This is a genomic window from Ruminiclostridium sufflavum DSM 19573 (genome assembly GCF_003208175.1).
GTDB classification, from domain to species: domain Bacteria; phylum Bacillota; class Clostridia; order Acetivibrionales; family DSM-1351; genus Ruminiclostridium; species Ruminiclostridium sufflavum.
The window spans coordinates 75,425-98,399 of the sequence record NZ_QKMR01000011.1; the positions used below are offsets into that span (position 1 = coordinate 75,425).

The 22,975-nt window shown below is 40.6% G+C and carries 14 protein-coding genes; 12 read left to right on the top strand and 2 right to left on the bottom strand.

Annotation, left to right across the window (positions count from 1 at the left end):
• Positions 1-70 precede the first annotated feature (70 nt).
• From LY28_RS10365 to LY28_RS10400, 8 genes are all read left to right on the top strand, one after another.
• Positions 71-586, top strand: a complete 516-nt coding sequence (locus tag LY28_RS10365) for an adenine phosphoribosyltransferase (protein WP_110462178.1) — start codon at positions 71-73, stop codon at positions 584-586.
• 38 nt (positions 587-624) lie between these two features.
• On the top strand, positions 625-2,829 hold the full coding sequence (locus LY28_RS10370) for a RelA/SpoT family protein (protein WP_110462116.1): 2,205 nt from the start codon (positions 625-627) through the stop codon (positions 2,827-2,829).
• A 404-nt stretch (positions 2,830-3,233) separates the two neighbouring features.
• Positions 3,234-3,683, top strand: a complete 450-nt coding sequence (dtd, locus tag LY28_RS10375) for a D-aminoacyl-tRNA deacylase (protein ID WP_110462117.1) — start codon at positions 3,234-3,236, stop codon at positions 3,681-3,683.
• Positions 3,684-3,793: 110 nt separating this feature from the next.
• Positions 3,794-4,420: an MBL fold metallo-hydrolase gene (locus tag LY28_RS10380; protein ID WP_110462118.1), complete on the top strand. Its 627-nt coding sequence runs from the start codon at positions 3,794-3,796 to the stop codon at positions 4,418-4,420.
• Positions 4,421-4,438: 18 nt separating this feature from the next.
• On the top strand, positions 4,439-5,944 hold the full coding sequence (gene hemZ / locus LY28_RS10385; RefSeq protein ID WP_110462119.1) for a coproporphyrinogen dehydrogenase HemZ: 1,506 nt from the start codon (positions 4,439-4,441) through the stop codon (positions 5,942-5,944).
• Positions 5,945-6,311: 367 nt separating this feature from the next.
• Positions 6,312-7,628, top strand: a complete 1,317-nt coding sequence (gene hisS, locus LY28_RS10390; protein ID WP_110462179.1) for a histidine--tRNA ligase — start codon at positions 6,312-6,314, stop codon at positions 7,626-7,628.
• A gap of 70 nt (positions 7,629-7,698) precedes the next feature.
• Complete coding sequence (gene aspS, locus LY28_RS10395) at positions 7,699-9,480, top strand: aspartate--tRNA ligase (protein ID WP_110462120.1); 1,782 nt, start codon at positions 7,699-7,701, stop codon at positions 9,478-9,480.
• A gap of 66 nt (positions 9,481-9,546) precedes the next feature.
• Complete coding sequence (locus LY28_RS10400) at positions 9,547-13,833, top strand: 2-hydroxyacyl-CoA dehydratase (RefSeq protein ID WP_110462121.1); 4,287 nt, start codon at positions 9,547-9,549, stop codon at positions 13,831-13,833.
• 123 nt (positions 13,834-13,956) lie between these two features.
• Here the strand turns inward: LY28_RS10400 and LY28_RS10405 are convergent, their stop codons facing one another.
• Positions 13,957-16,308, bottom strand: coding sequence for a HAMP domain-containing sensor histidine kinase (locus tag LY28_RS10405; protein ID WP_110462122.1), 2,352 nt, complete (start codon positions 16,306-16,308; stop codon positions 13,957-13,959).
• The gene (locus tag LY28_RS10410) at positions 16,283-16,969 is read right to left on the bottom strand and encodes a response regulator transcription factor (RefSeq protein WP_110462123.1); all 687 of its coding nucleotides are present in this window, start codon (positions 16,967-16,969) and stop codon (positions 16,283-16,285) included. The genes LY28_RS10405 and LY28_RS10410 overlap by 26 nt, the downstream gene beginning before the upstream one ends.
• A 347-nt stretch (positions 16,970-17,316) precedes the next feature.
• Here LY28_RS10410 and LY28_RS10415 point away from each other — a divergent pair, with 347 nt between their 5' ends.
• The 4 genes from LY28_RS10415 (at position 17,317) to lepA (ending at position 22,910) form a co-directional block, all read left to right on the top strand.
• On the top strand, positions 17,317-18,462 hold the full coding sequence (locus LY28_RS10415) for a glycerate kinase family protein (RefSeq protein ID WP_110462124.1): 1,146 nt from the start codon (positions 17,317-17,319) through the stop codon (positions 18,460-18,462).
• A gap of 600 nt (positions 18,463-19,062) precedes the next feature.
• Positions 19,063-20,346: a stage II sporulation protein P gene (spoIIP, locus tag LY28_RS10425; RefSeq protein ID WP_110462126.1), complete on the top strand. Its 1,284-nt coding sequence runs from the start codon at positions 19,063-19,065 to the stop codon at positions 20,344-20,346.
• A 327-nt stretch (positions 20,347-20,673) separates the two neighbouring features.
• On the top strand, positions 20,674-20,955 hold the full coding sequence (locus LY28_RS10430) for a hypothetical protein (protein ID WP_110462127.1): 282 nt from the start codon (positions 20,674-20,676) through the stop codon (positions 20,953-20,955).
• A 146-nt stretch (positions 20,956-21,101) separates the two neighbouring features.
• Entirely contained in the window at positions 21,102-22,910 is a 1,809-nt protein-coding gene (gene lepA, locus LY28_RS10435) for a translation elongation factor 4 (protein ID WP_110462128.1), read from the top strand.
• The last annotated feature ends 65 nt before the right edge of the window (positions 22,911-22,975 follow it).

Here is a 22,975-nt window from a genome sequence, read left to right on the forward strand (position 1 = left end):
ATTGATTGACTTTATATTTTTTATAAATCATAATTAATTATTATGTCTTTTATCGAAGGGGAGTATTATGATGGATTTAAAATCTAAACTTAGGCATGTTATGGGTTTTCCGAAAGAGGGAATTGATTTTATTGATATTACTACAGTATTGCAGGATCCGGAGGCATTCAGGTGCTGTATGGATGCTTTTGAAGAGCTGGCTGATAGTATGGAGAACTTTGATATTATTGTAGGCTCTGAGTCAAGGGGTTTTATTTTCGGTGCGCCTCTTGCCTGCAAAATGGGAAAGGGCTTTGTCCCGGTCAGAAAAAGGGGAAAGCTGCCTTACAAGACAATCAGTGCGGAATATGATTTGGAATACGGAAAAGATGTTCTGGAGATACATGCTGATGCAGTTAAGCCCGGTCAGAAGGTTTTGATAGTGGATGACCTTCTGGCGACAGGCGGAACCGCAGAGGCAAATATAAAGCTGGTTGAGCAGCTTGGAGGAAAGGTTGTCGGCCTTGTTTATTTTATTGAGCTTTCAATGCTCAAGGGCAGAGAGAAGCTAAAGGAATATAAGGTGAATTCTATTGTAACCTTTTAGATAGGTGGGCCATATTGACTAATGGAGGGCATTATATTTTGACGGATCGCTTTTCGGTACTTGTTGAAAGAGTAAAAAAATACGACCCCAATGGCAATTTCGAGCTGCTGGAAAAGGCATATGCAGTTTCCAGCAAGGCACATGAGGGACAGCAGAGAAATTCAGGGGAACCATATATAATCCATCCGGTTGAGGTAGCAATTATTTTGGCTGATATGGAGCTGGATGTTACTGCGCTTGTTGCGGCACTTCTCCATGATACTATCGAGGATACAACATGTACATATGATGAGCTGAAGGCTCAGTTCGGTTCGGTGGTTGCAGAGCTTGTTGACGGAGTTACAAAGCTGGGTAAGATTCCTTTTACGTCAAAAGAAGAGCAGCAGGTAGAGAACCTGAGGAAAATGTTCCTTGCCATGGCTAAGGATATCCGTGTAATTATGATTAAGCTTGCAGACAGGCTGCATAATATGCGGACACTGAAATACATGACTGAGGGCAAGCAGATTGAGAAGGCAAGGGAAACCTTGGAAATATATGCTCCGCTGGCTCATAGGCTTGGTATTTCAAAGATAAAATGGGAGCTTGAGGATTTGTGCCTTCGGTATTTGGACCCTAAGGGATATTATGATTTAGTGCAGAAGGTTGCATATAAAAGAAAAGAAAGAGAAGCCTATATATCCGAAATAGTACAGACCCTAAAAGAGAAAACCGATGAGCTCGGCTTGGAAAATGTTCAGGTAGACGGAAGGCCCAAGCACTTCTACAGCATATACAGGAAAATGGTAGATCAGGGCAAAACAATAGAGCAGATATATGATTTGTTTGCATTTCGTATAATTGTTAATACGGTTCAGGATTGTTATGCTTTGCTGGGGCTTGTTCATGAACTATACAAGCCTATACCCGGCAGATTCAAGGATTTTATTGCAATGCCCAAGCCCAATATGTATCAGTCCTTGCATACAACCTTAATAGGACCGGAGGGAAAGCCCTTTGAGGTTCAGATAAGAACATGGGAAATGCATAGAGTGGCCGAGGTTGGTATTGCCGCCCATTGGAAATATAAAGAGGTCGGTAAAGAAGGCACAAATACAGGAAAGGATACGGCAAAGGAAGCCGAGGACAAATTTGCATGGCTAAGGCAGCTTCTGGAATGGCAGAAGGATACCAAGGATGAAAACGAATTTATGGAAACACTTAAAATAGATTTGTTTACAGATGAGGTATTTATATTTACTCCAAAGGGTGACGTGCTGAATCTTCCGGTGGATTCCACACCTGTTGATTTTGCATATTATATTCATAGTGCTATCGGCAACAAAATGATTGGAGCCAAGGTCAACGGCAAGATGGTTCCTATTGACTATACACTGCAAAACGGTGATATTATTGAGATTTTGACTTCCTCAACTATTCATGGCCCCAGCAGGGACTGGCTGAAAATAGTTAAGAGCAGCCAAGCCAGAAATAAGATAAATCAGTGGTTCAAGAAAGAAAAGAGAGAAGAAAACATTGTAAGAGGCAGGGAAATGATTGAAAAGGAGCTTAAAAAGCAAGGCTTTACCTACAATCAGTTATTCAGGCCCGAATGGGTTGAGCTTGTGCTGCGCAGATATAATTTTTCAACAACGGAAGATTTATTTGCAGGCATAGGCTATGGTGCGATGACCACGAGCAAGGTACTGACAAAGCTGAAGGATGAGTTCAAGAAAACCCTTAAGCCGGAAGAATTGGAGCAGATTCTTGAAAATATTGCACAGACCAGAAATGAAAAGAAGAAGAAACGCATTCCCGAAAGCGGAATTGTTGTCAAGGGAATAGACAATTGTCTGGTAAGACTCTCGAGATGCTGCAATCCTGTTCCCGGTGATGAGATAATAGGTTATATTACCCGGGGAAGAGGTGTTTCCGTTCACAGAAGTGATTGTATAAATGTTACAGCCGAACTTGAAAAAGAAGGAAGGCTGATAGATGTAAAGTGGTATTCAACAGTTGATGTTGCCTATAAGGCGGATATTACGGTAATGGCTCATGACAGGACCTCATTGCTGCTTGATGTGACAAACAGCATAGCTGAGCTTAAAATACCGATTAAGGCCTTGAATGCAAGAACAACAAAAGAACAGGTAACAGTAATAAATCTTACTTTGGAGATAACTAATACCGAGCAATTGGAAAAAATAATCAAGAAACTTAGGAAGATTGACAGTGTATTTGATGTGACAAGAAATAAGCAATAGCTTTAAAATAAGTTTATACAAATATAGCGGCGGAGGTTAGCCTGAAATAATTAAAATATAAGAGTAAATTAGCTGCGTACCTCCACGAAGGCTTTACCGGTTTTATTATTTAAGCTAGGCGTGGAGGTTAGCCTGAAATAATATAAAATATAAGAGTAAATTAGCTGCGTACCTCCACGAAGTCTTTACCGATTTTATATTTAAACTAGACGTGGAGGTTAGCCTGAAATAATTAAAATATAAGAGTAAATTAGCTGCGTACCTCCACGAAGTCTTTACCAATTTTATATTTAAACTAGACGTGGAGGTTAGCCTGAAATAATATAAAATATAAGAGTAAATTAGCTGCGTACCTCCACGAAGGCTTTACCAATTTTATATTTAAACTAGACGTGGAGGTTAGTATGCGGGCCGTTGTGCAAAGGGTAAAAAAGTCCAAAGTAACAGTTGATGAAAATATTACGGGAGAGATTGGTAAGGGGCTTATGGTGCTTTTAGGAGTGGGGCTTGAGGATTCCTTTTCCGATGCCGACTATCTTGCTGAAAAAATTCTTAAGCTGCGAATCTTTGAGGATGATAACGAAAAAATGAATAAATCTCTGCTTGATGCAGGGGGTGAAATACTTGTGATATCACAGTTCACATTGTACGGGGATTGCAGGAAGGGAAAAAGACCAAGCTTTGACAAGGCTGCAAGACCCGATAAAGCTAAAGAGCTTTATGAATATTTTGTAAACAAGTGCGAGGAATACGGAATAACTGCCCAGACAGGAATATTTCAGGCTCATATGCTTGTGGATATAAGCAATGACGGGCCTGTTACGCTTTTATTGGACAGCAGGAGGGAATTTTAAAGTTAAAATTAAAAAGCAAGTCCTGAAAGATGGCTGCTTTGAAAAAAAGGAGGCTTGCTCTGTGCCGTTGTAATATTTGAGTTTTATCAAATATTGGCATAGATATGATTATGATTATAAAACCTATTACAGGCGGTATGTATGATTCAATTTCGTATCTGGTGGGAGCCGGTAAAAAGGCAGTGCTGATTGATGCGGGTGTCAGGAGTGAAAAGGTTTTTGCCGCTGCAAGGGAAGCTGACCTGACAATAGAAAAGGTGATACTTACCCATGGACATATTGACCACATTATAGAGCTGAATGATATTATAAAAGGTACAAATGCTATGGTATATATTCATACAGATGATGAAAATGCCTTGAAGGATGCGAGGTTTAATTTATCTGCTTTTGCGGGAAGAGCCTTTAGCTATCAAGGTAAATACGAGGTGCTGAGAGATGGCGGCAGGATACAGCTTGAAGATCTGGAGCTTCGGATTATTCATACTCCGGGGCATACTGCAGGCTCTATTTGTATTGAAGTGAATAATACCCTGTTTTCAGGGGATACCCTATTCAGGTTTGGTTATGGAAGAGTAGACTTTCCTAACGGCAGCTTTGAGGATATTTACAGATCTATTGTCAACAAGCTTTTTGCCTTGCCTGATGGCATGGTTGTATATCCGGGACATGGAAACAGCACGACAATTGAGCTGGAAAAAAGGGCAAATCCTATAAAGAGTGCTGCCCAGTGGTAACTGAATAACGAGGATAAAATGATATTTTACAAAAATGAAGTCCATAATGTAGATTATGAATTTAAAGATATAATTAAATTGTTTTTTATGCCTGATGAAATGGAGTGCATGGATAAGCCGTGGGATAATTGTTCCGGGGCGTTTCTTTTATGCGGTAAATCTGTACATGACGGCAAGGAATACATTAAGCTCGTGCTGAAGGATGCAAATGTTGAGGATACGGTTGAAATAGCCAGTGATAATGCTTTTGATACTGGGAATAAGCAGCAGCTTAAAGATTTTAAGCGGGTTTTCAAAAGAAAGCTATTCCTGCTTTTGACTAAATATACGGGAAAAGCTGTACCGTGGGGGATATTGACCGGAATCAGGCCGGCAAAGCTGGTAAATGAATTTATTGACAGGGGAATGAGTAAAAAGGATATCATTTCTGCCTTGAAAAATGATTATTTTGTTGAGAATAATAAGGCCCGCCTTATATATGAGGTGGCAGAAAACCAGAGACATATATACTTAAATTCAAAAGACAGCTGCGTTTCACTTTACATAGGTATTCCCTTCTGTCCCACCCGCTGCCTGTACTGCTCATTCAGCTCAAGTACCCTTGCACAGTACGGGAAAGCAGTAGCTTCATATGTGGATGCTTTGCTCAAGGAAATAAAGCATACCGGAAAAATGATAAAAGACAATAAATTTGAAATTGAAAGCATTTATATAGGCGGAGGAACGCCGACTTCACTGAATGCCTCCCAGCTGTCAAAGCTTTTGGGAGGAATAGAGGAGCATTTGGATTTGCGCGGTCTGAAGGAATATACAGTTGAAGCAGGCCGGCCGGATACAATTGATATTGATAAGCTAAGGGTGATAAGGAACAGTCTGGTAACAAGAATAAGCATAAATCCTCAGACAATGAATGCCGTTACACTTGAAAAAATAGGGAGAAAGCACTCTCCCGAGGATATAGAGAAAGCCTTTTACATGGCGCGGGATATGGGCTTTGATAATATTAACATGGACTTGATCTGCGGACTTCCCGGAGAAGATACAGCTATGTTCGGAAGGACTCTCGAAAGGCTTAAGCCAATGGAGCCTGACAGCCTGACGGTTCATACAATGGCGATTAAAAGGGCATCCAGACTTACAGAGGAAAAAGAGAAATATAATCTCGAGGCACAATACGGACAAGTTTCAAGGATGGCGGCTATGGCTGAGGAATATGCCCGGGATATGGGACTTGTTCCTTATTATCTATACAGGCAGAAAAACATATTGGGCAATCTGGAGAATGTAGGATACAGCCAAAGGGATAAGGAATGCCTGTATAATATTCAGATAATGGAGGAAAGGCAATCTGTTTTTGCATGCGGGGCCGGGGCGGCTACAAAGTTGGTTTTTCCTCAAAACAGAATAGAGAGGGCATTTAATGTTAAGACTGTGGAAGAGTATCTGGGAAGAGTAGACGAAATGCTTGAACGTAAAGCTAAACTAATCGAGCAATATAAAATAATAAATATTGACAATAGGTAAAGCAAATTTTAAAATATATAATATGTTAATATTGTAAAAACCTTAAAAGGGAAAAGGTCAATTACGGCTCAAACCCAAGCTATCGGTCGATGAAACCGGATTTTTAGCCGGTAGCAAGGCTATTTAAGGGAAAAGCTGTCTCGGACTGTAAGCAGCTTATAGTAAAATTGAGGAAAGACACCCTCTTAGGAGCCTGATCTCCGTGGTCGATGAGGAAGCTCATCCGTATTCTGCGTTAAAGAGTTTAAGCAGGTTCTATATTTATAGAGTAATTAGGGTGGCACCGCGGGAAGTTTCCTCTCGTCCCTTGCTGGGATTAGAGGGCTTTTTTATGTTAAAAATTATATATATGATAGGAGTTGTGCAAATGGCAAATCAGACAGTTACGCCTTCAATACTTCCGGGTTTTATGGAGCTGTTACCTGCAGACCAGCTTTTATTTAATGATATGCTGGATACAATCAAAAGAACATATGAAAAGTATGGGTTTATACCTGTTGATACACCGGTGATTGAAAAATCAGAGGTGCTTTTGGCAAAAGGCGGCGGAGAAACCGAAAAACAAATATACAGGTTTAATAAGGGTGATAATGATTTATCCTTAAGATTTGATTTGACTGTACCTTTGGCCAGATATGTTTCACAGCATTTTGGAGAATTGACTTTTCCTTTCAAGAGATATCACACAGGTAAGGTATTCAGGGGTGAAAAGCCTCAAAAGGGTAGATTCAGAGAGTTCTACCAATGTGATATAGACATCATAGGAAATGAAAGCCTAAGTGTCATAAATGACGCAGAGATATTGAGCGTTATTTATTCAACCTTTAAAGCTCTGGGCTTTGATGATTTTACCATTAGAATCAACAACAGAAAAATATTAAACGGCTTCTTTGAAAGCTTGAAGGTTTCCGACAAGGCAGAGGTATTGAGAACTATTGACAAGCTTGAAAAGATAGGCAGGGATGCCGTGGCGGCAGAGCTCAAAGCAATCGGGCTTTCAACAGAGGATGCTGAAGGTGTTCTGAAATTTGTTAATATTAAAGGAAGCTGCAGGGATATTGTCAGCAGTTTAAGAGAACTGGGAATAGATAATGCTGTATTTGCAGAAGGTGTGAATGAACTTGAGCTGGTGCTTAATTATATTGCTTCCTTCAAGGTTCCCTCTGCAAATTATACTGTGGATTTAACCATAGCCAGAGGATTAGACTACTATACCGGAACGATTTATGAAACTGTATTGAATCAGTACCCTTCAATCGGGAGCGTGTGCTCGGGCGGGAGATATGACAATCTGGCACAGAACTACACAAGCAGGAAGCTTCCGGGTGTGGGAATATCCATAGGGCTTACAAGACTTTTTTATCAGCTCAGGGCGGCAGGAGTAGTGGGCGGCAGTAAAAAAGCAACTCCTTCAAAAATTCTTGTGATTCCTATGCAGGAAACAATGGCTCAGTCTCTGGAGATGGCAACTAAGCTGAGAGAAGCAGATATTCCAGCAGAGATATATTTTAATGAGGGGAAAATGGGCAAAAAGTTCTCCTATGCTGACAAGCTGGGAATTCCCTTTGTAGTTGTTGTCGGTGAGGACGAGGTTAAATCGGGGAAATTCAAGCTTAAAAACATGGAAACGGGAGAGCAGGAGGAGCTTTTGCTGGCTCAGATAATTGAAAAGCTGAAAGCTTGACCGGCAGTAGATTTAAAAGATATTTAATAAATTAAGTATACCGCAGAAGGCGGCTTATGGAGGTATGAAAATGGGTGAATCAATATACGGGCTGAAAAGAAGTCACAAGTGTACTGAGTTAGGTAACGGAAATATCGGTGAAACCGTAACTGTAATGGGATGGGTTCAGAAGCAAAGAAATCTGGGCAGCTTGGTTTTCGTGGATTTAAGGGACATTTCTGGAATATTGCAGATTGTTTTTACGGATAAAGACGGCGAGATGTTTGAAAAGGCAAAAGCAATAAGAAGTGAATTTGTTCTTGCAGTTGTGGGTACAGTTGCCGCGAGGGCACCTGAGGCTGTAAATAAGAAAATGGCAACCGGAGGAATAGAAATAACCGCAAAGGAGCTGAGAATTCTCAGCACTGCCGAAACTCCTCCTATTTATATTGAAGAAAAGCTGGATGCCAACGAAATGACAAGATTGAAATACAGATATCTGGATTTAAGAAGACCTGACATGCAGAGGAATTTTATCCTTAGACACAGAGTTGCAAAGGTTGCACGTGATTATTACGATGAAAACGGCTTTCTGGAGGTTGAGACACCTATACTGATAAAGAGTACTCCGGAGGGGGCCAGAGATTACCTTGTTCCGAGCAGAGTCCATCAGGGCAAGTTTTTCGCACTGCCTCAGTCACCCCAGTTATATAAGCAGCTTCTTATGGTCTCGGGCTTTGACAGGTACTTCCAGATAGCGAAATGCTTCAGGGATGAAGACCTTAGAGCAGACAGACAGCCTGAATTTACGCAGATAGATATTGAAATGTCCTTTGTTAATGCGGATGATGTAATTACCTGCAATGAAGGCTTTATAAAAAGAGTATTCAAGGAAGCTTTAAATGTTGAGCTTGAAACTCCGTTTATTAGAATGCCTTACGCAGAGGCAATGGAGAGGTTTGGCTCGGATAAGCCTGATATCCGCTTCGGAATGGAACTTGTAAATATGTCTGATCTGGTTGCGGATTGCGGGTTTAAGGTGTTTACCGATGCAGTTGCCTCAGGAGGAAGTGTCAGGGCTATTAATGCCAAAGGCTGCTCCAAATTCAGCAGAAAGGAAATAGATGCCTTGGCAGAGGTTGTCAAAACCTATAAGGCTAAAGGAATGGCATGGATATCAGTGGGAGCGGATAATGAAATTAAATCCTCCTTTGCAAAGTTTATGACAGAGGATGAAATGAAGGCACTGCTTGAAAGAGCAGGGGCAGAAGCAGGAGACCTGGTATGCTTTGTTGCGGACAGAAGCAATGTTGTCTTTAATGCACTGGGCCAGCTCAGGCTTGAGGTTGCCCGCAGGCTTAACATATTAAATCCGGACGAGTTCAAATTCCTTTGGGTAACAGAATTTCCGTTTTTTGAATATAGTGAAGAGGAACAAAGATATATGGCTATGCATCATCCTTTTACATGCCCTATGGACGAAGACCTTGAATTGCTTGATACCGATCCCGGCAAGGTACGTGCGAAGGCATATGATATAGTATTGAACGGCGTGGAGCTGGGTGGAGGCAGTATAAGGATTCATATGCAGGAATTGCAGGCAAAGATGTTAAAATTGCTTGGATTTACCGAGGAGGATGCAAACAGAAAATTCGGCTTCCTGCTGAATGCGTTCAGGTACGGAACCCCACCCCATGGCGGAATGGCCTTTGGTCTGGACAGAATGCTTATGCTTATGGCGAAAACAGATAGCATCAGGGATGTAATAGCCTTTCCAAAGGTACAGAATTCATCGTCTCCTATGGATAATGCACCTGACATTGTTGATGAGATTCAATTGGAAGAACTTCACATTAAAATAGCAGAGGAATAATGTGATATAATCATAAATATAGATATATAAATTTTTCTTTAAAATATAGCTGGGGATTAGGTAAAGATGAAAAAGTGTTATCATGTGGGGTTAGATGTAGGTTCAACTACTGTAAAGATAGTGGTAATTGACAATAATAATATTATTCTTTATTCAAAATATCAGAGGCATTATTCGGATATAAGAAAAACGATTTTTGAAGTGATGGATGAGACCTGCAGCCGTTTTTATCAGGACGAATGCACTGTCATGATAACGGGCTCAGGCGGGCTGTCGGTTTCCCAGTGGCTGCGTCTGGATTTTATTCAGGAGGTTATTGCAGGCTCGGAGGCTGTTCAGAAGCTTATTCCTAAAACTGATGTTGCCATAGAGCTGGGCGGAGAGGACGCAAAGATAACCTATTTCAAAGGCGGTCTTGAGCAAAGAATGAATGGTACCTGCGCAGGCGGTACGGGTTCATTTATTGATCAGATGGCATCTCTTCTGCAGACTGATGCAGCCGGGCTCAATGAGCTTGCAAAAGGCAGCAGGGTAATATATCCTATTGCTGCCAGATGCGGTGTGTTTGCCAAAACTGACATTCAGCCGTTATTGAATGAAGGAGCGGCAAAAGAGGATGTTGCCGCTTCGGTTTTTCAGTCTGTCGTAAATCAAACTATAAGCGGTTTGGCCTGCGGTAAGCCTATAAAGGGCAATATTGCATTTTTGGGAGGACCACTGCATTTTCTGTCCGAGCTTAGAAAAAGATTTGAGATTACTTTGAAGCTTAAGCCGGAGGAAGTGATATTTCCTGAGAATTCCCAGATTTTTGTAGCAGTGGGAGCGGCACTTTCGTCTAAGGAAGGCAGAAGGATATCCTTTAAGGAATTGAAGGAAAAGCTGCCGGAGATTAATACTGTTTCTGTACACGAGGTTGAAAGGCTGAGGCCTTTGTTCAATAATCAGGAGGAGCTTGATGAGTTCAGGACAAGACATGCAAAAGCCTCTGTAAGGACAAAGTCTCTGTCTGACTACAAGGGCGACTGCTTTTTTGGAATAGATGCAGGTTCAACAACCACAAAGGCAGTTTTAATAGACACGGAAGGGGAATTGCTCTATTCCTATTATGGAAGCAACCAAGGCAGTCCTTTAAATTCTTCAATAAAAATCCTTAAGGATATTTATTCAAAGCTGCCTCTTGATGCCAGAATAGTCAATTCTACTGTCACAGGCTACGGGGAAGGCTTGATAAAGGCTGCTCTCGGAATAGATATAGGTGAAATAGAAACAATAGCCCACTACAAGGCAGCCGATTTTTTCCTGCCGGGCGTAGATTTTATACTTGATATCGGCGGACAGGATATGAAATGCTTAAAAGTCAAGGACGGCATTATTGACAGTATAATGCTGAACGAAGCCTGTTCCTCAGGCTGCGGGTCTTTTATCGAAACCTTTGCGAAATCCTTGAATTCAACTGTCGAGGAATTTGCAGCTCAGGCGTTGCTGGCTGAAAAGCCGGTTGACTTAGGCTCAAGATGTACTGTTTTCATGAATTCAAGAGTAAAGCAGGCTCAGAAGGAAGGGGCTCAGGTAGGGGATATTTCTGCCGGGCTGTCTTATTCTGTGGTTAAAAATGCACTGCTCAAGGTTATTAAAATTCGTGACCCTAAGGATATGGGTGATAAAATTATTGTACAGGGCGGTACCTTTTTAAATGATGCGGTTTTGAGAAGCTTTGAGCTTATTTCCGAGAGAGATGCAATCAGGCCTGATATAGCCGGGCTGATGGGAGCTTTTGGAGCAGCGCTTATTGCAAAAGAGAGGTACGGAGGAAATAAGACTTCCCTTCTGACAAAAGAAAATATAGGTGACTTTGAATACAGCACCGAGCTGCAAAGATGTAAATTCTGCAATAACAGCTGCTTGCTCACTATAAATCATTTTAACGACGGCAGCAGGTTTGTTTCGGGCAACAGGTGTGAAAGAGGCGCGGGAATAGAAGTAAATGATGCTGATGTTCCCAATTTGTATGATTATAAGTACAAGAGAATTGTCGGCTATAAGCAAAAAAATGATATTGAATATACGAGGGGAACAGTAGGGATTCCGCGTGTTTTAAACATGTATGAGAATTACCCCTTCTGGTTTACTTTCTTTGATGCGCTGAAATTCAGAGTTGAGCTTTCTCCCCGCTCTTCAAAAAAAATATACGAGCTGGGAATAGAAACTATGCCGTCCGAATCGGTCTGCTATCCTGCAAAGCTTGTTCACGGTCATATAATGAGTCTTATAAACAAAAAGGTAAACCTTATATTTTATCCGTGCATACCTTATGAAATGATAGAGGATGCAGGAGCGGACAATCATTATAATTGTCCGATAGTGACCTCGTATCCTGAGGTTATAAAAAACAACATGGATGTATTAAAGTCAAACAATATAAAATTCTTAAATCCATTCCTTCCTTATGATAACAGGGGAAAATTGAAAACAAGGCTATACGAGGTCTTTGGAAAGGAATTCAATGTATCGCGCTCTGAAATAGACGAGGCAGTTGATAAGGCGTGGACTGAAGATGAAAACGTAAAAAACGATATTCGGAAAAAGGGAGAGGAAGCATTAAAGTATCTCAGAGAACAGGGAAAAAAAGGGATTGTATTGGCTGGAAGGCCTTACCATATTGACCCCGAAATTAATCATGGAATTCCTCAGATAATAACTACTCATGGTTTTGCGGTGCTGACAGAGGATTCTGTGGCACATCTGGGAATTACGGAGCGGCCTCTCAGAGTTGTTGACCAGTGGAAATACCATACACGGCTGTATGCTGCCGCAAATGTAGTCAATGAATATCCGGAGCTTGAAATGATACAGTTAAATTCCTTCGGCTGCGGCTTAGATGCCGTTACTACGGATCAGGTTCAGGAAATACTGAAAGCAAATGACAATATATATACAGTTCTGAAAATTGATGAAGTAAATAACTTAGGCGCCGCAAGAATCAGAATCAGATCTCTGGTTGCGGCAATTGAGGAAAGAGACAGGAAGGAGGCAAAGCATCAGAAGAAGCACAGCCGGTTTGAAAAAACAGTATTTACACAAGAGATGAAACAAAGGCATACTATACTTGCACCGCAGATGTCTCCGATACATTTTCAGTTTCTTGAGCCTGCCTTCAAAACAGCGGGGTATAATGTTGAGGTTTTGCCGAAGGCTGATTCGGCTGCCGTTGAGGATGGGCTCAAGTATGTTAATAATGATGCCTGTTATCCTTCTATTATTGTTGTAGGTCAGATAATACATGCATTAAAATCCGGAAAATACGACTTGAATAATACTACCGTCTTAATTACTCAGACAGGAGGGGGCTGCCGTGCAACAAATTACATCGGATTTCTGAGGAAGGCATTAGTGGATGCCGGTATGCAGCAGGTTCCCGTTTTATCCCTTAATGCATCCGGAATGGAAAGCCAGCCTGGCTTTAAAATATCTATGAAGCTTGTAGATCTGGCATTTAAGGCTCTTGTATACGGAGACTTGCTTATGAGAGTGCTGTACAGGGTAAGGCCGTATGAAAAGGTCCCCGGTTCGGCTAATGTACTCTATGGCAAGTGGGTTCAGGTATGCAAGGCTTCTATTTCTGAAAACAGAAGGGGCAGCTTCAAAAAGAATATTAAGAATATAATAAAGGAATTTGATGAGCTTGAACTGAACGATGCCGTTAAGCCCAGAGTAGGCTTGGTTGGTGAGATACTGGTAAAATTTCATCCTGATGCCAATAATGGCGTTGTGGATGTGATAGAGGCTGAAGGAGCAGAGGCCGTAATGCCTGATTTAATTGACTTCTTCCTGTATTGTGCATATGATGCAAACTTTAAATATAAAAATTTATCGGGAACCTTAAAAAATCTTATAATAAATAATTTTGTTATTGCTGCTATAGAGTGGTACAGACGTTATTTAAAAAAATATCTGCGCAGAAGTAAGAGATTTGAAGCTCCAAGCTCTATATACCATCTGGCCGGCTGTGCATCCGAAATACTGTCTCTTGGAAATCAGACGGGAGAGGGCTGGTTTCTGACAGCGGAAATGATTGAGCTTATAAAGAGCGGTGCGGGGAATATTGTTTGTATGCAGCCTTTTGCCTGCCTGCCGAATCATGTTACCGGCAAGGGGATGATAAAGGAGCTTCGCAGAAGGTATCCGGAATCAAATATAGTTGCGGTTGATTATGATCCGGGTGCAAGCGAGGTTAATCAGCTGAACAGGATTAAGCTGATGCTGTCTGTTGCCTTTAAGAACATGAAGGGTGATAGTGATAGGGCAAAGGAAGAAACGGCTGAGCTGAAAAATAAGGAAAAGCAGGCAGAATAAGGATTTGACCGGAAAAAACAGCAATTTAATTAATGGCAGCTGCTTTTATCAAGCGCTGCCATTAATTAAATTTACTAAAGTCAATTACTATCGGCCTATGCAATCGGTTTTTTAACAGACAGTTTAATCAGGACCGGTTCCAGGCAGCTCAATCACTGCCTTGAACAAATCTCCGTCTATTTCAATATGGAAGCTTCCGCCCTGAAGCTCGGTCAGGCTTTTAGCGATTGACAGCCCCAAGCCGGAGCCTTCGCTGTTACGGGAGGCATCTCCTCTTTTAAATCTTTCCATCAGCTCATCTTCATTGATATTCAGCTCATAAGCGGATATGTTTTTTATGGTTATTCCCGCTTTTTCAGACGAGGAAAAGGCATCGATATATACTCTTGAATTTGGCAGAGCGTATTTAAAAACATTTGAAATCAGATTTTCTATTACTCTCCAAAGCAGCTTTCCATCCGCAATTGCAAAAAGCTTGGATGCGGGCAGGTTTATTCTGAAGCTGAGGCCGGAGGACTCAATCTTGTCGGATAGCTCTCCGAGACCTTGATTTATCAAGGATACTAAGTCTAATTTTTCTGGATTTACTGCTATACTGCCGCTGCTGGCTTTTGCAGCTTCAAACAGGTCTTCGGTCAAGGATTTAAGCCGCTGGGACTTATTATCTATTATATCCAGATATTTTTCGGCATTTTCAGATTGAAGCCCCTCTTTTTTCAACAGATCCACGTAGGTTATAATCGAAGTCAAGGGTGTCTTCAAATCATGCGATACATTCGTAATCAGCTCTGCCTTCATTCGCTCTGATTTTACCTGACTGCTTACGGCGGCCTTTAAACCGTCTGCAATTCCGTTTATGGTAGAGGACAGCTGCTTGAATTCAGGAATTCCTTCCTCAGGTATATTATATGACAGCTCTCCGGAACGGATTTTTTCTGCTCCGCTGTGAATATCCTTAAAGACTTTGAAATTTTTAAGCAAAAGGTAAACAGCCGCAAGATTAATTCCTATAATTCCGGTAAAGCCGATAAAAGCACCTGCATAGCCTGTGAGGAACAAAAGAATGCTTATTACCGTCAGCAGGGCATATGCGCCGAAAGCAAATATAAGCCTCATGGCAGGCGGGCTCGTATCATATACGGAGCTGATTTTTGCGGAAATGGAGGAATAGCTTCTTCTTGATTTTGAAATGCACCATACAGTAATTTTATAAAGCAAGGTATGCTTTATAACCTCATGCCTTTTAATTCTTTTTGAGAGCATTGTTACAAATAAAATACCTATAAGTGTCCCAACGGAGACTAATGCGGCAAAGCCTGCAAATAAAAGAATTTTATTAAAGTAAGTATTTCCGGCTATAAAGTTCATGTAAAAATAAGCAGTCTGAACAACGAAGAGTATTATGGCTGCCGCTGAAATAGCTAAAGCTGCGTCAAGATGAATATGATCCGCGAAAATTAAATGAACCCCATCCCTTTCAACACGTCTTCCAGAGGCATATATAAGATAAATCAAGCTAATAAGGAAAGCAAGAAAGCCTGCTGCCGCTGATGTCATTCCGATACGTCCTTCTTTGAAGCTTGTATTATATGCGGACAATTCCGAATCAAACCTTGTCTGGCTCATGCCAATGTAAACCACAGCATTTTGAGGAAAGGTGGAAGTATCATAATAGTAATTAATGGGATATACCTTTGCAATACTATCAGGAGTAAGCTTAATGTATGATACCAGCTGTTTATAGAAGGCTTCGGCAGATTCTGAGGAGTAGTCACGAATATTGCTGTAAGTAACCTTGCCATTTTCAACAACTGTATAATATATCCCGTTCAGCCTTTTAAGGCTTGCCGCTTCTTCATAATACTCAGATATCCTTTCGTCTATATAGTTTGTCTTTATATTTTTTATAGCCTCGTCGTATTTTTTTATTGCATCCTGAATTTCTTTTTCTCTTTCCTGAACAAGAGTGGCAAGTAATTTGTTATCCTCACTCGACTGTGTGTTTGCTTCGGCGGTATCCGGATAATTCTCCTGCGCTTGGGAGGCGTCATATGAATGAGTTATATACGGATTGCCTGCGCCGGTAACATATGATGAGTCCGCAGCATCTGTATTGCTGCTGTGCTGCTGTATCAGGCTGTTATACTTATTGTTGATTTCTGCTATTTCATTTTCTCTGTCATAAATAATCTGATTCTTTTTATTTAGGATATAATTTTCATCAGGAATATTATTAGCTTTTATATATTCTTCGCTTCTATAATTAAAGGCTACCTTTGATACCTGCCAGTAAGCAGCCCCTAATGTTTTTTTTAGTTCATTGCTTTCCTTAAAATCGGCATTTTGCAGCACAACCTCAAAATGAGGAGCTTTTGTAATACCATATGCAACAGCAACCATTCCTGCCACGCACAATACTATGGCAAGAAATTTAAACCATACGGAATATCTATATTTTTTCAATTTTGTATCCAATACCCCACACCACCCTTAAATATTTTGGCTCCTTCGGATTTATTTCTATTTTTTCTCTAATTCTTCTGATATGTACAGCTACGGTATTTTCCGCGGAAAAGCTTTGCTCATTCCAGATATGCTCATAAATCTGGTCAATTGAAAATACCTTTCCGGCATTTTCACCCAAGAGCTTAAGAATTTTGTATTCGGCAGGTGTCAGCTTGACAGGCTCACCGTCAACCTTAACTTCTTTAGAGTTATCATCAATAATGAGACTGCCGGTTTTAAAAATTCCTGTCTGTGGAACAAAGCTGCCCAAGGCTAAATATCTTCTTAGCAGCGATTTTACACGGGCTAACAGCTCTAATGGATTGAAGGGCTTTGTAACATAATCGTCAGCTCCCAGATTCAGTCCTATTATTTTATCTGTGTCCTCGGATTTTGCGCTGAGCATAAGAATGGGAATGTTATATTTTTCCCGGATTTTTGTTGTGACCCTTATTCCATCCATTACAGGCATCATTATATCTATAATAAGCAGTTGGATTTCCTTTTCTTCGAAAACCGACAAGGCTTCGGCTCCGTTATACGCTTTATAAACCGTATAACCTTCATTTCTGAGGTATATCTCAATAGCATCCACAATATCTTTTTCATCATCACAAACAAGAATATTCATTAAACGACCTCCTATGCCGGATCTGACACAAAATTACCAGTGAATCCGCACGATAAATCTATCAGCCTGAATTTGCTGAGTTCCCTAAATGTTCAACAAACATTATATCACATCCTTTTTTATTTAATTTTTATGCCACCTGTAATCCCGGAAATTATTAGCACATGGGTAGATAATATCAATTGAATCTTACGAAATAACAAATATAATTCTTAAGATTTTCTTAATTTTGAAACAGCCATAAAAAGTCAACGGTTCAAGCCTTGGACGGCACTGGTACAAATGCTGAATCAGGGTTATAATTAGGTATATTTATATTTGCTGTGATATTGGAGAGAAAATTAATAATGAGAAAAATATTGCTTATACCTGATTCCTTTAAGGGTACAATGTCTTCCGGTGAAATATGTAGGGTTATGAAAGAGGCTGTTCATGAATATTTTCCGTTTGCCGAGATAGTAAGCATTCCTGTGGCCGATGGCGGAGAGGGAAGTGTGGATGCTTTTCTGTCTGCCGCAGGAGGCGAAAAGGTTATACTTAATGTTAAGGGGCCTTATTTTAAAGAGGCTTCAAGCTTTTACGGCATTCTGCCGGACAAGACGGCAATTATCGAAATGGCTGCCGCGGCAGGGCTTCCGATGGTGGGAGACAGCAAGCATGTGGAAAAGGCCACTACCTTTGGCGTTGGACAGCTTATTGCTCATGCGGCGCAAGCAGGATGCAAAAGAATAATAGTAGGACTTGGAGGAAGCTGTACCAATGACGGAGGTACTGGAGCCGCCTGCGCACTTGGAGTCAGCTTCAGAGACAGCTTAGGCAAAGCTTTTGTACCGGTTGGAGAAACAATGGGACAGATTGCCGCCATTGATGTAAGCAGGCTTAATCCTGCTTTGGACGGAATAGAGATAATTACTATGTGTGATATAGACAATCCCTTCTGCGGCCCGCAGGGAGCAGCGGCTGTTTTTGCCCCCCAGAAGGGCGCAAGCGAAGCTGTTGTAAAAATGCTTGATGAAAATCTTATGCATTTGGCTGAGATTATTAAAAGAGATACAGGGAAAGATATTAGGGACATTGCGGGCGCAGGTGCGGCAGGAGGCATGGGCGGAGGCATGGCGGCATTTTTGAACAGCAGGCTTCAAATGGGTATTGAAACTGTGCTGGATACTGTAAAGTTTGATTCAATGCTTGAGGGAGCGGATTTGGTAATTTCCGGCGAAGGCAGAATAGACTCTCAGTCACTTCGGGGCAAGGTTGTAATAGGTGTTGCACGCAGAGCAAAGAAAGCCGGAATACCTCTTATTGCAATAGTCGGTGATATTGGAGAGGATATTGAAGGAGCATATGCAGAAGGAGTATGTGCTGTTTTCAGCATAAATCGTGTGGCTGTACCCTTCTATAAAGCAAAACAGCGATGCAGAAGGGATTTAGCGCTTACGATGGATAATCTGATGAGATTCTTATCCGTTACAGGATTAAAAAAGAAATTATAAAAATATAAGATATGCTGTAACAAAAACAAAGGCATCCTGCAGCCTCGTTTTCTTTTAAATTTTTGAAAACATTAGTGGCAGGTACGAACATGGCAAAAACATTTAAAATTATGTATAATCATACTTTAAAAAATTGTAAATTGAATCATTATTTTTGACGTGGATAACCGAGTTTCCTTTTAGAATAAGCCGGTGTCCGCAGCTTTCACATCTGAAGGTAAGGTTATTCAGCTTTTCAACTTCTTCTTTTGGAAGATTTAACAGTACGCTGTTGCAAATGCAGCATTTGATGGTGTAAAATTTCAATTCCTTTTGTCCCCCGTTTCTGAAATGAGAATATTTAATAAATATTAATACAGCTCTGTTTTTATCTTTTCGAAAAAAACAGTTACTGAACTATTTTACATTATTTCCCAAAAATAATGTTGATTTTTAATTTGTACAAGCCGGTTATATTTTTCAGGGTATCAGAATATATTTATTTAGAATACTTAGTCGGATATAGGGAAGCTTGGATTAAAAAGCTTTAAAAAAACATGATTATACTAACCTTGCAATAATTTTATTTTTATTAATGCCGGAATCGGCGCGGAGGTCATAATGAAAATTCAAAGCGGCGACTATTTATATAGCAGTCAGAATATTGGCAGCAGCAGAAGAAGCTTAACCAAGATGCCTATTATTTTATGTGCGGTAGGCGGAATTTTATTGGGCAGCCTTGCGTTCAAAGCAGCAAATATAGGGATAAGCAGTGTTGATAAAAACAGTGTCAGCAGCGGCTCAAAGGCTATTCTGGCTGCAGAGGCACTAAAGCTGAAGGCCTCTGATTATGAAGCCTTAGACAGGGTCAATGATATTCTGTTTAAATCATTTGGCATGGACAGGTATAATCCCATAACGATATTAAATGCAAACTATCCATATTTTAAAATGTTTTATAGTAATGAATATCAGAATTATCTTGTTCAGCTGCAGGCCGAGAAGGAAAAGAAGGAGGCAGAGGAAAAGAAAAACAAGGAGGCCGGGGCAAAGACGGCGGCTGCTGCCGCACAGGCCAAGGAGGAAAACAAGGCCGCTGAAGAAGGGCAGGACGGTGCCTTTAAAGAGGCTTCAAGCTGTTTAACCTATGAAGATGATGTGTCGCATGAAGAAAAGGAAAATAGTTCAGTTGTTACAAGCGGAAAGGTTAACATTATAAATCAGACAAAATACAGCATTGATATAAATAAATTATTAAAAGAACCTCTCAAGCTTCCTGATAAAAAGGGTCCTCAAATACTGGTCTATCATACGCATACAACAGAAAGCTTCTTGAAGAGCCTTGACCAGCTTGCAATGAAAAATATAGCCTCACGGACAACAGATTCAAAATACAATGTTACACGGGTGGGAAATTCCCTTGTAAGTGACCTTGAAAAGTTTAAAATTGATGTACTGCATGATGTAACTATCCATGACAAGGATTATAACAGTTCATATGTCAACTCTCTTAAGACACTGACAAAGTATGTAAATAAGTATCCTTCACTTAAAATGACAATAGACCTGCACAGAGATGCGGTAAGCGGAGAAAAGCTCAGGGTTGTCAAGAAGGTTGACGGCAAGGATGCGGCACAAATAATGTTTGTAATAGGAACCGATTCAAAGCTCTCAAATCCAAATTGGAAGGATAATCTGAAGCTGGCTGTAAAAATTCAGGCAAGGTTGAATGAAATATGCCCCGGGCTTGCAAAGCCTATTTACCTGAGCAAAAGCAGATACAACCAGCATTTGACAAATGGCTCGGTCATTGTTGAAATAGGCGGTGACGGCAATGTAATAGATGAATGCGTCAGAAGTACAAAATATCTGGCTCAGGCCATAAATGATGTTATGTATAAATGAGTAACCCATGAAAGCTTTATTTGATAAATAAATGTTCCCGGCTGAAAATTGATAAGCAGGCTTTTTTGTATAAGCTCCCTGACTAAAAAGGCCTCGCTTTGTCAAAAATATAAACAGCTATACTTTTAATAATATACAATACCTGCTTGCAGGGCTTTTGCCAAAATCAATTACCGTTCAAGCCTTCGCGATGATATTCATATCGTCTATTTAGTTGAAGTAAGCTTTTAAGCTGATTTGAAGGCAGTTTGAATTGATTATGGATTATAGACTAAGGACATAAAACAGCAGTGCTTTGCAACAGTTATTTAGCTTACGGAGGCAGCTTTGAACAGAAAAATCAGATTCAGACAGCAGAGAATTTATAAACTGAAAATAGCAATTGTCATATTTCTTTTTCTGGCGATGCTTTTTTCGGGATTGCTTGTGGTAGACTTGAATAAAAGCTATGTAATGTACGGTGAGCCTCGCATTGAGCTGTTTAAGCTAGAAATGCTTGCTTCTGATAAATGCAATGTGAATATACTGAACAGTAAATTTACACTTGATTTAAAATATTTAATTAAAGATATAAATAGTGTAAAGGCTTATTTTTATGGTGAAAAGTGAAAGAGCTGTGCCGATCGCAGTATATAGGCTACGGCTCTTTATTATTTATAAAATATCTGTATTGCACGTTTGGAATGGTATGGTATAATTAATTGCGCGGCGGTACTGTTTTTTGAATATTTATTTGAGCGCGTGGAGGTTAACGGATGCCAAGTGAAAGACAAAAATATATAAGGAATTTTTGCATAGTTGCTCATATTGACCATGGAAAGTCTACTCTTGCAGACAGACTGATAGAAAAGACAGGGGTTCTCACCTCAAGAGAGATGCAGGAGCAGGTGCTGGACAACATGGAGCTTGAAAGAGAAAGAGGTATAACCATAAAGGCACAGGCTGTCAGGATGATATATAAATCTCCTGATGGGCATGAATATATATACAATTTAATTGATACTCCGGGGCATGTGGACTTCAATTACGAGGTCTCAAGGAGCCTTGCTGCCTGTGACGGCGCAGTTCTTGTCGTGGATGCCGCGCAGGGTATAGAGGCCCAGACCTTGGCAAATGTATATCTGGCACTTGATCATAATCTTGAAGTAATGCCTGTTATAAATAAAATTGATTTGCCAAGTGCGCAGCCCGATGAGGTAAAGAAGGAAATTGAGGATGTTATTGGCTTGGATGCCTCGGAGGCCCCGATGATTTCTGCTAAAAACGGAATAAATATTGACGAGGTTCTGGAAAAGATTGTCTCAATGATTCCATGCCCTGAAGGGGATGAGGAGGCACCCTTGCGTGCGCTGATCTTTGATTCCTTTTATGACAGCTACAAGGGTGTTATAGTATATATGCGTGTTATGGAGGGGACTGTAAAAGCAGGAGATACTATAAGAATGATGAATACCAGAAAGGAATTTCTGATAACAGAATTAGGCTATATGAAGCCGGGAGGACTTACTCCGGCAAATGAGCTGAGGGCCGGTGAGGTAGGGTATATTGCGGCAAGTATCAAAAATGTAAGAGATACGCAGGTTGGTGATACAATTACTCTGGTTAATAATCCGGCAAAAGAACCTCTGGCCGGATATAAAAAGGTTAATTCAATGGTTTTCTGCGGAATTTACCCCGCAGACGGTTCAAAGTACGGCGATTTGAGGGATGCTCTTGAAAAGCTGCAATTAAATGATGCTGCGTTGACCTTTGAGCCTGAAACCTCGGTTGCGCTGGGCTTTGGCTTCAGATGCGGCTTCCTTGGCCTTCTGCATATGGAAATTATACAGGAAAGACTGGAAAGAGAATACAATTTTGATTTGGTGACGACTGCACCGAGTGTTATTTACAGAGTTACCCCTATAAAAGGCGAAGTGCTTATGATAGACAATCCCACAAATCTTCCTCCTGTGACAGAGGTAGATATGATGGAGGAGCCTGTTGTAAAAGCCACAATAATGGTGCCTACCGATTATGTGGGAAATATTATGGAGCTTTGTCAGGACAGAAGAGGCATATACAAGGATATGTCATATCTTGATGCAACTAGAACAATCTTGACATATGAGATGCCGTTGAATGAAATAATATTTGATTTTTTTGATGCACTTAAATCAAGGACAAAAGGGTATGCCTCCTTTGATTATGAGCTTTTGGGCTACAGGGAATCTGATCTGGTAAAGCTTGATATAATGCTTAACGGTGAGGTTGTAGATGCGCTGTCTTTTATTGTTCACAAAGAAAAGGCTGTTTCACGGGGAAGAAGAATGACTGAAAAGCTTAAAGAGGCAATTCCGAGACAGATGTTCGAAATACCTATTCAGGCATGCATCGGCGGCAAGATTATTGCAAGGGAAACAGTTAAGGCATTCAGAAAGGATGTTCTTGCAAAGTGTTACGGAGGAGATATTACAAGAAAGAGAAAGCTGCTTGAAAAGCAAAAGGAAGGAAAGAAGCGAATGCGTCAGGTAGGCTCTGTTGAAGTTCCTCAGGAAGCTTTTATGAGTGTCTTGAAGCTGGATTAATTATATAAAAGTTAACATAATTTAAAACTAAGGCTGCTGCAGAATTTATTTCGATTTCAGTATTA

Bases quoted from the DNA above. Each gene is read 5' to 3' on its own strand.
- LY28_RS10365 (WP_110462178.1), top strand. From the start codon at position 71: ATGGATTTAAAATCTAAACTTAGGCATGTTATGGGTTTTCCGAAAGAG.
- dtd (WP_110462117.1), top strand. From the start codon at position 3,234: ATGCGGGCCGTTGTGCAAAGGGTAAAAAAGTCCAAAGTAACAGTTGAT.
- LY28_RS10380 (WP_110462118.1), top strand. From the start codon at position 3,794: ATGATTATAAAACCTATTACAGGCGGTATGTATGATTCAATTTCGTAT.
- hemZ (WP_110462119.1), top strand. From the start codon at position 4,439: ATGATATTTTACAAAAATGAAGTCCATAATGTAGATTATGAATTTAAA.
- hisS (WP_110462179.1), top strand. From the start codon at position 6,312: ATGGCAAATCAGACAGTTACGCCTTCAATACTTCCGGGTTTTATGGAG.
- aspS (WP_110462120.1), top strand. From the start codon at position 7,699: ATGGGTGAATCAATATACGGGCTGAAAAGAAGTCACAAGTGTACTGAG.
- LY28_RS10400 (WP_110462121.1), top strand. From the start codon at position 9,547: ATGAAAAAGTGTTATCATGTGGGGTTAGATGTAGGTTCAACTACTGTA.
- LY28_RS10410 (WP_110462123.1), bottom strand. From the start codon at position 16,969: ATGAATATTCTTGTTTGTGATGATGAAAAAGATATTGTGGATGCTATT.
- LY28_RS10415 (WP_110462124.1), top strand. From the start codon at position 17,317: ATGAGAAAAATATTGCTTATACCTGATTCCTTTAAGGGTACAATGTCT.
- spoIIP (WP_110462126.1), top strand. From the start codon at position 19,063: ATGAAAATTCAAAGCGGCGACTATTTATATAGCAGTCAGAATATTGGC.
- lepA (WP_110462128.1), top strand. From the start codon at position 21,102: ATGCCAAGTGAAAGACAAAAATATATAAGGAATTTTTGCATAGTTGCT.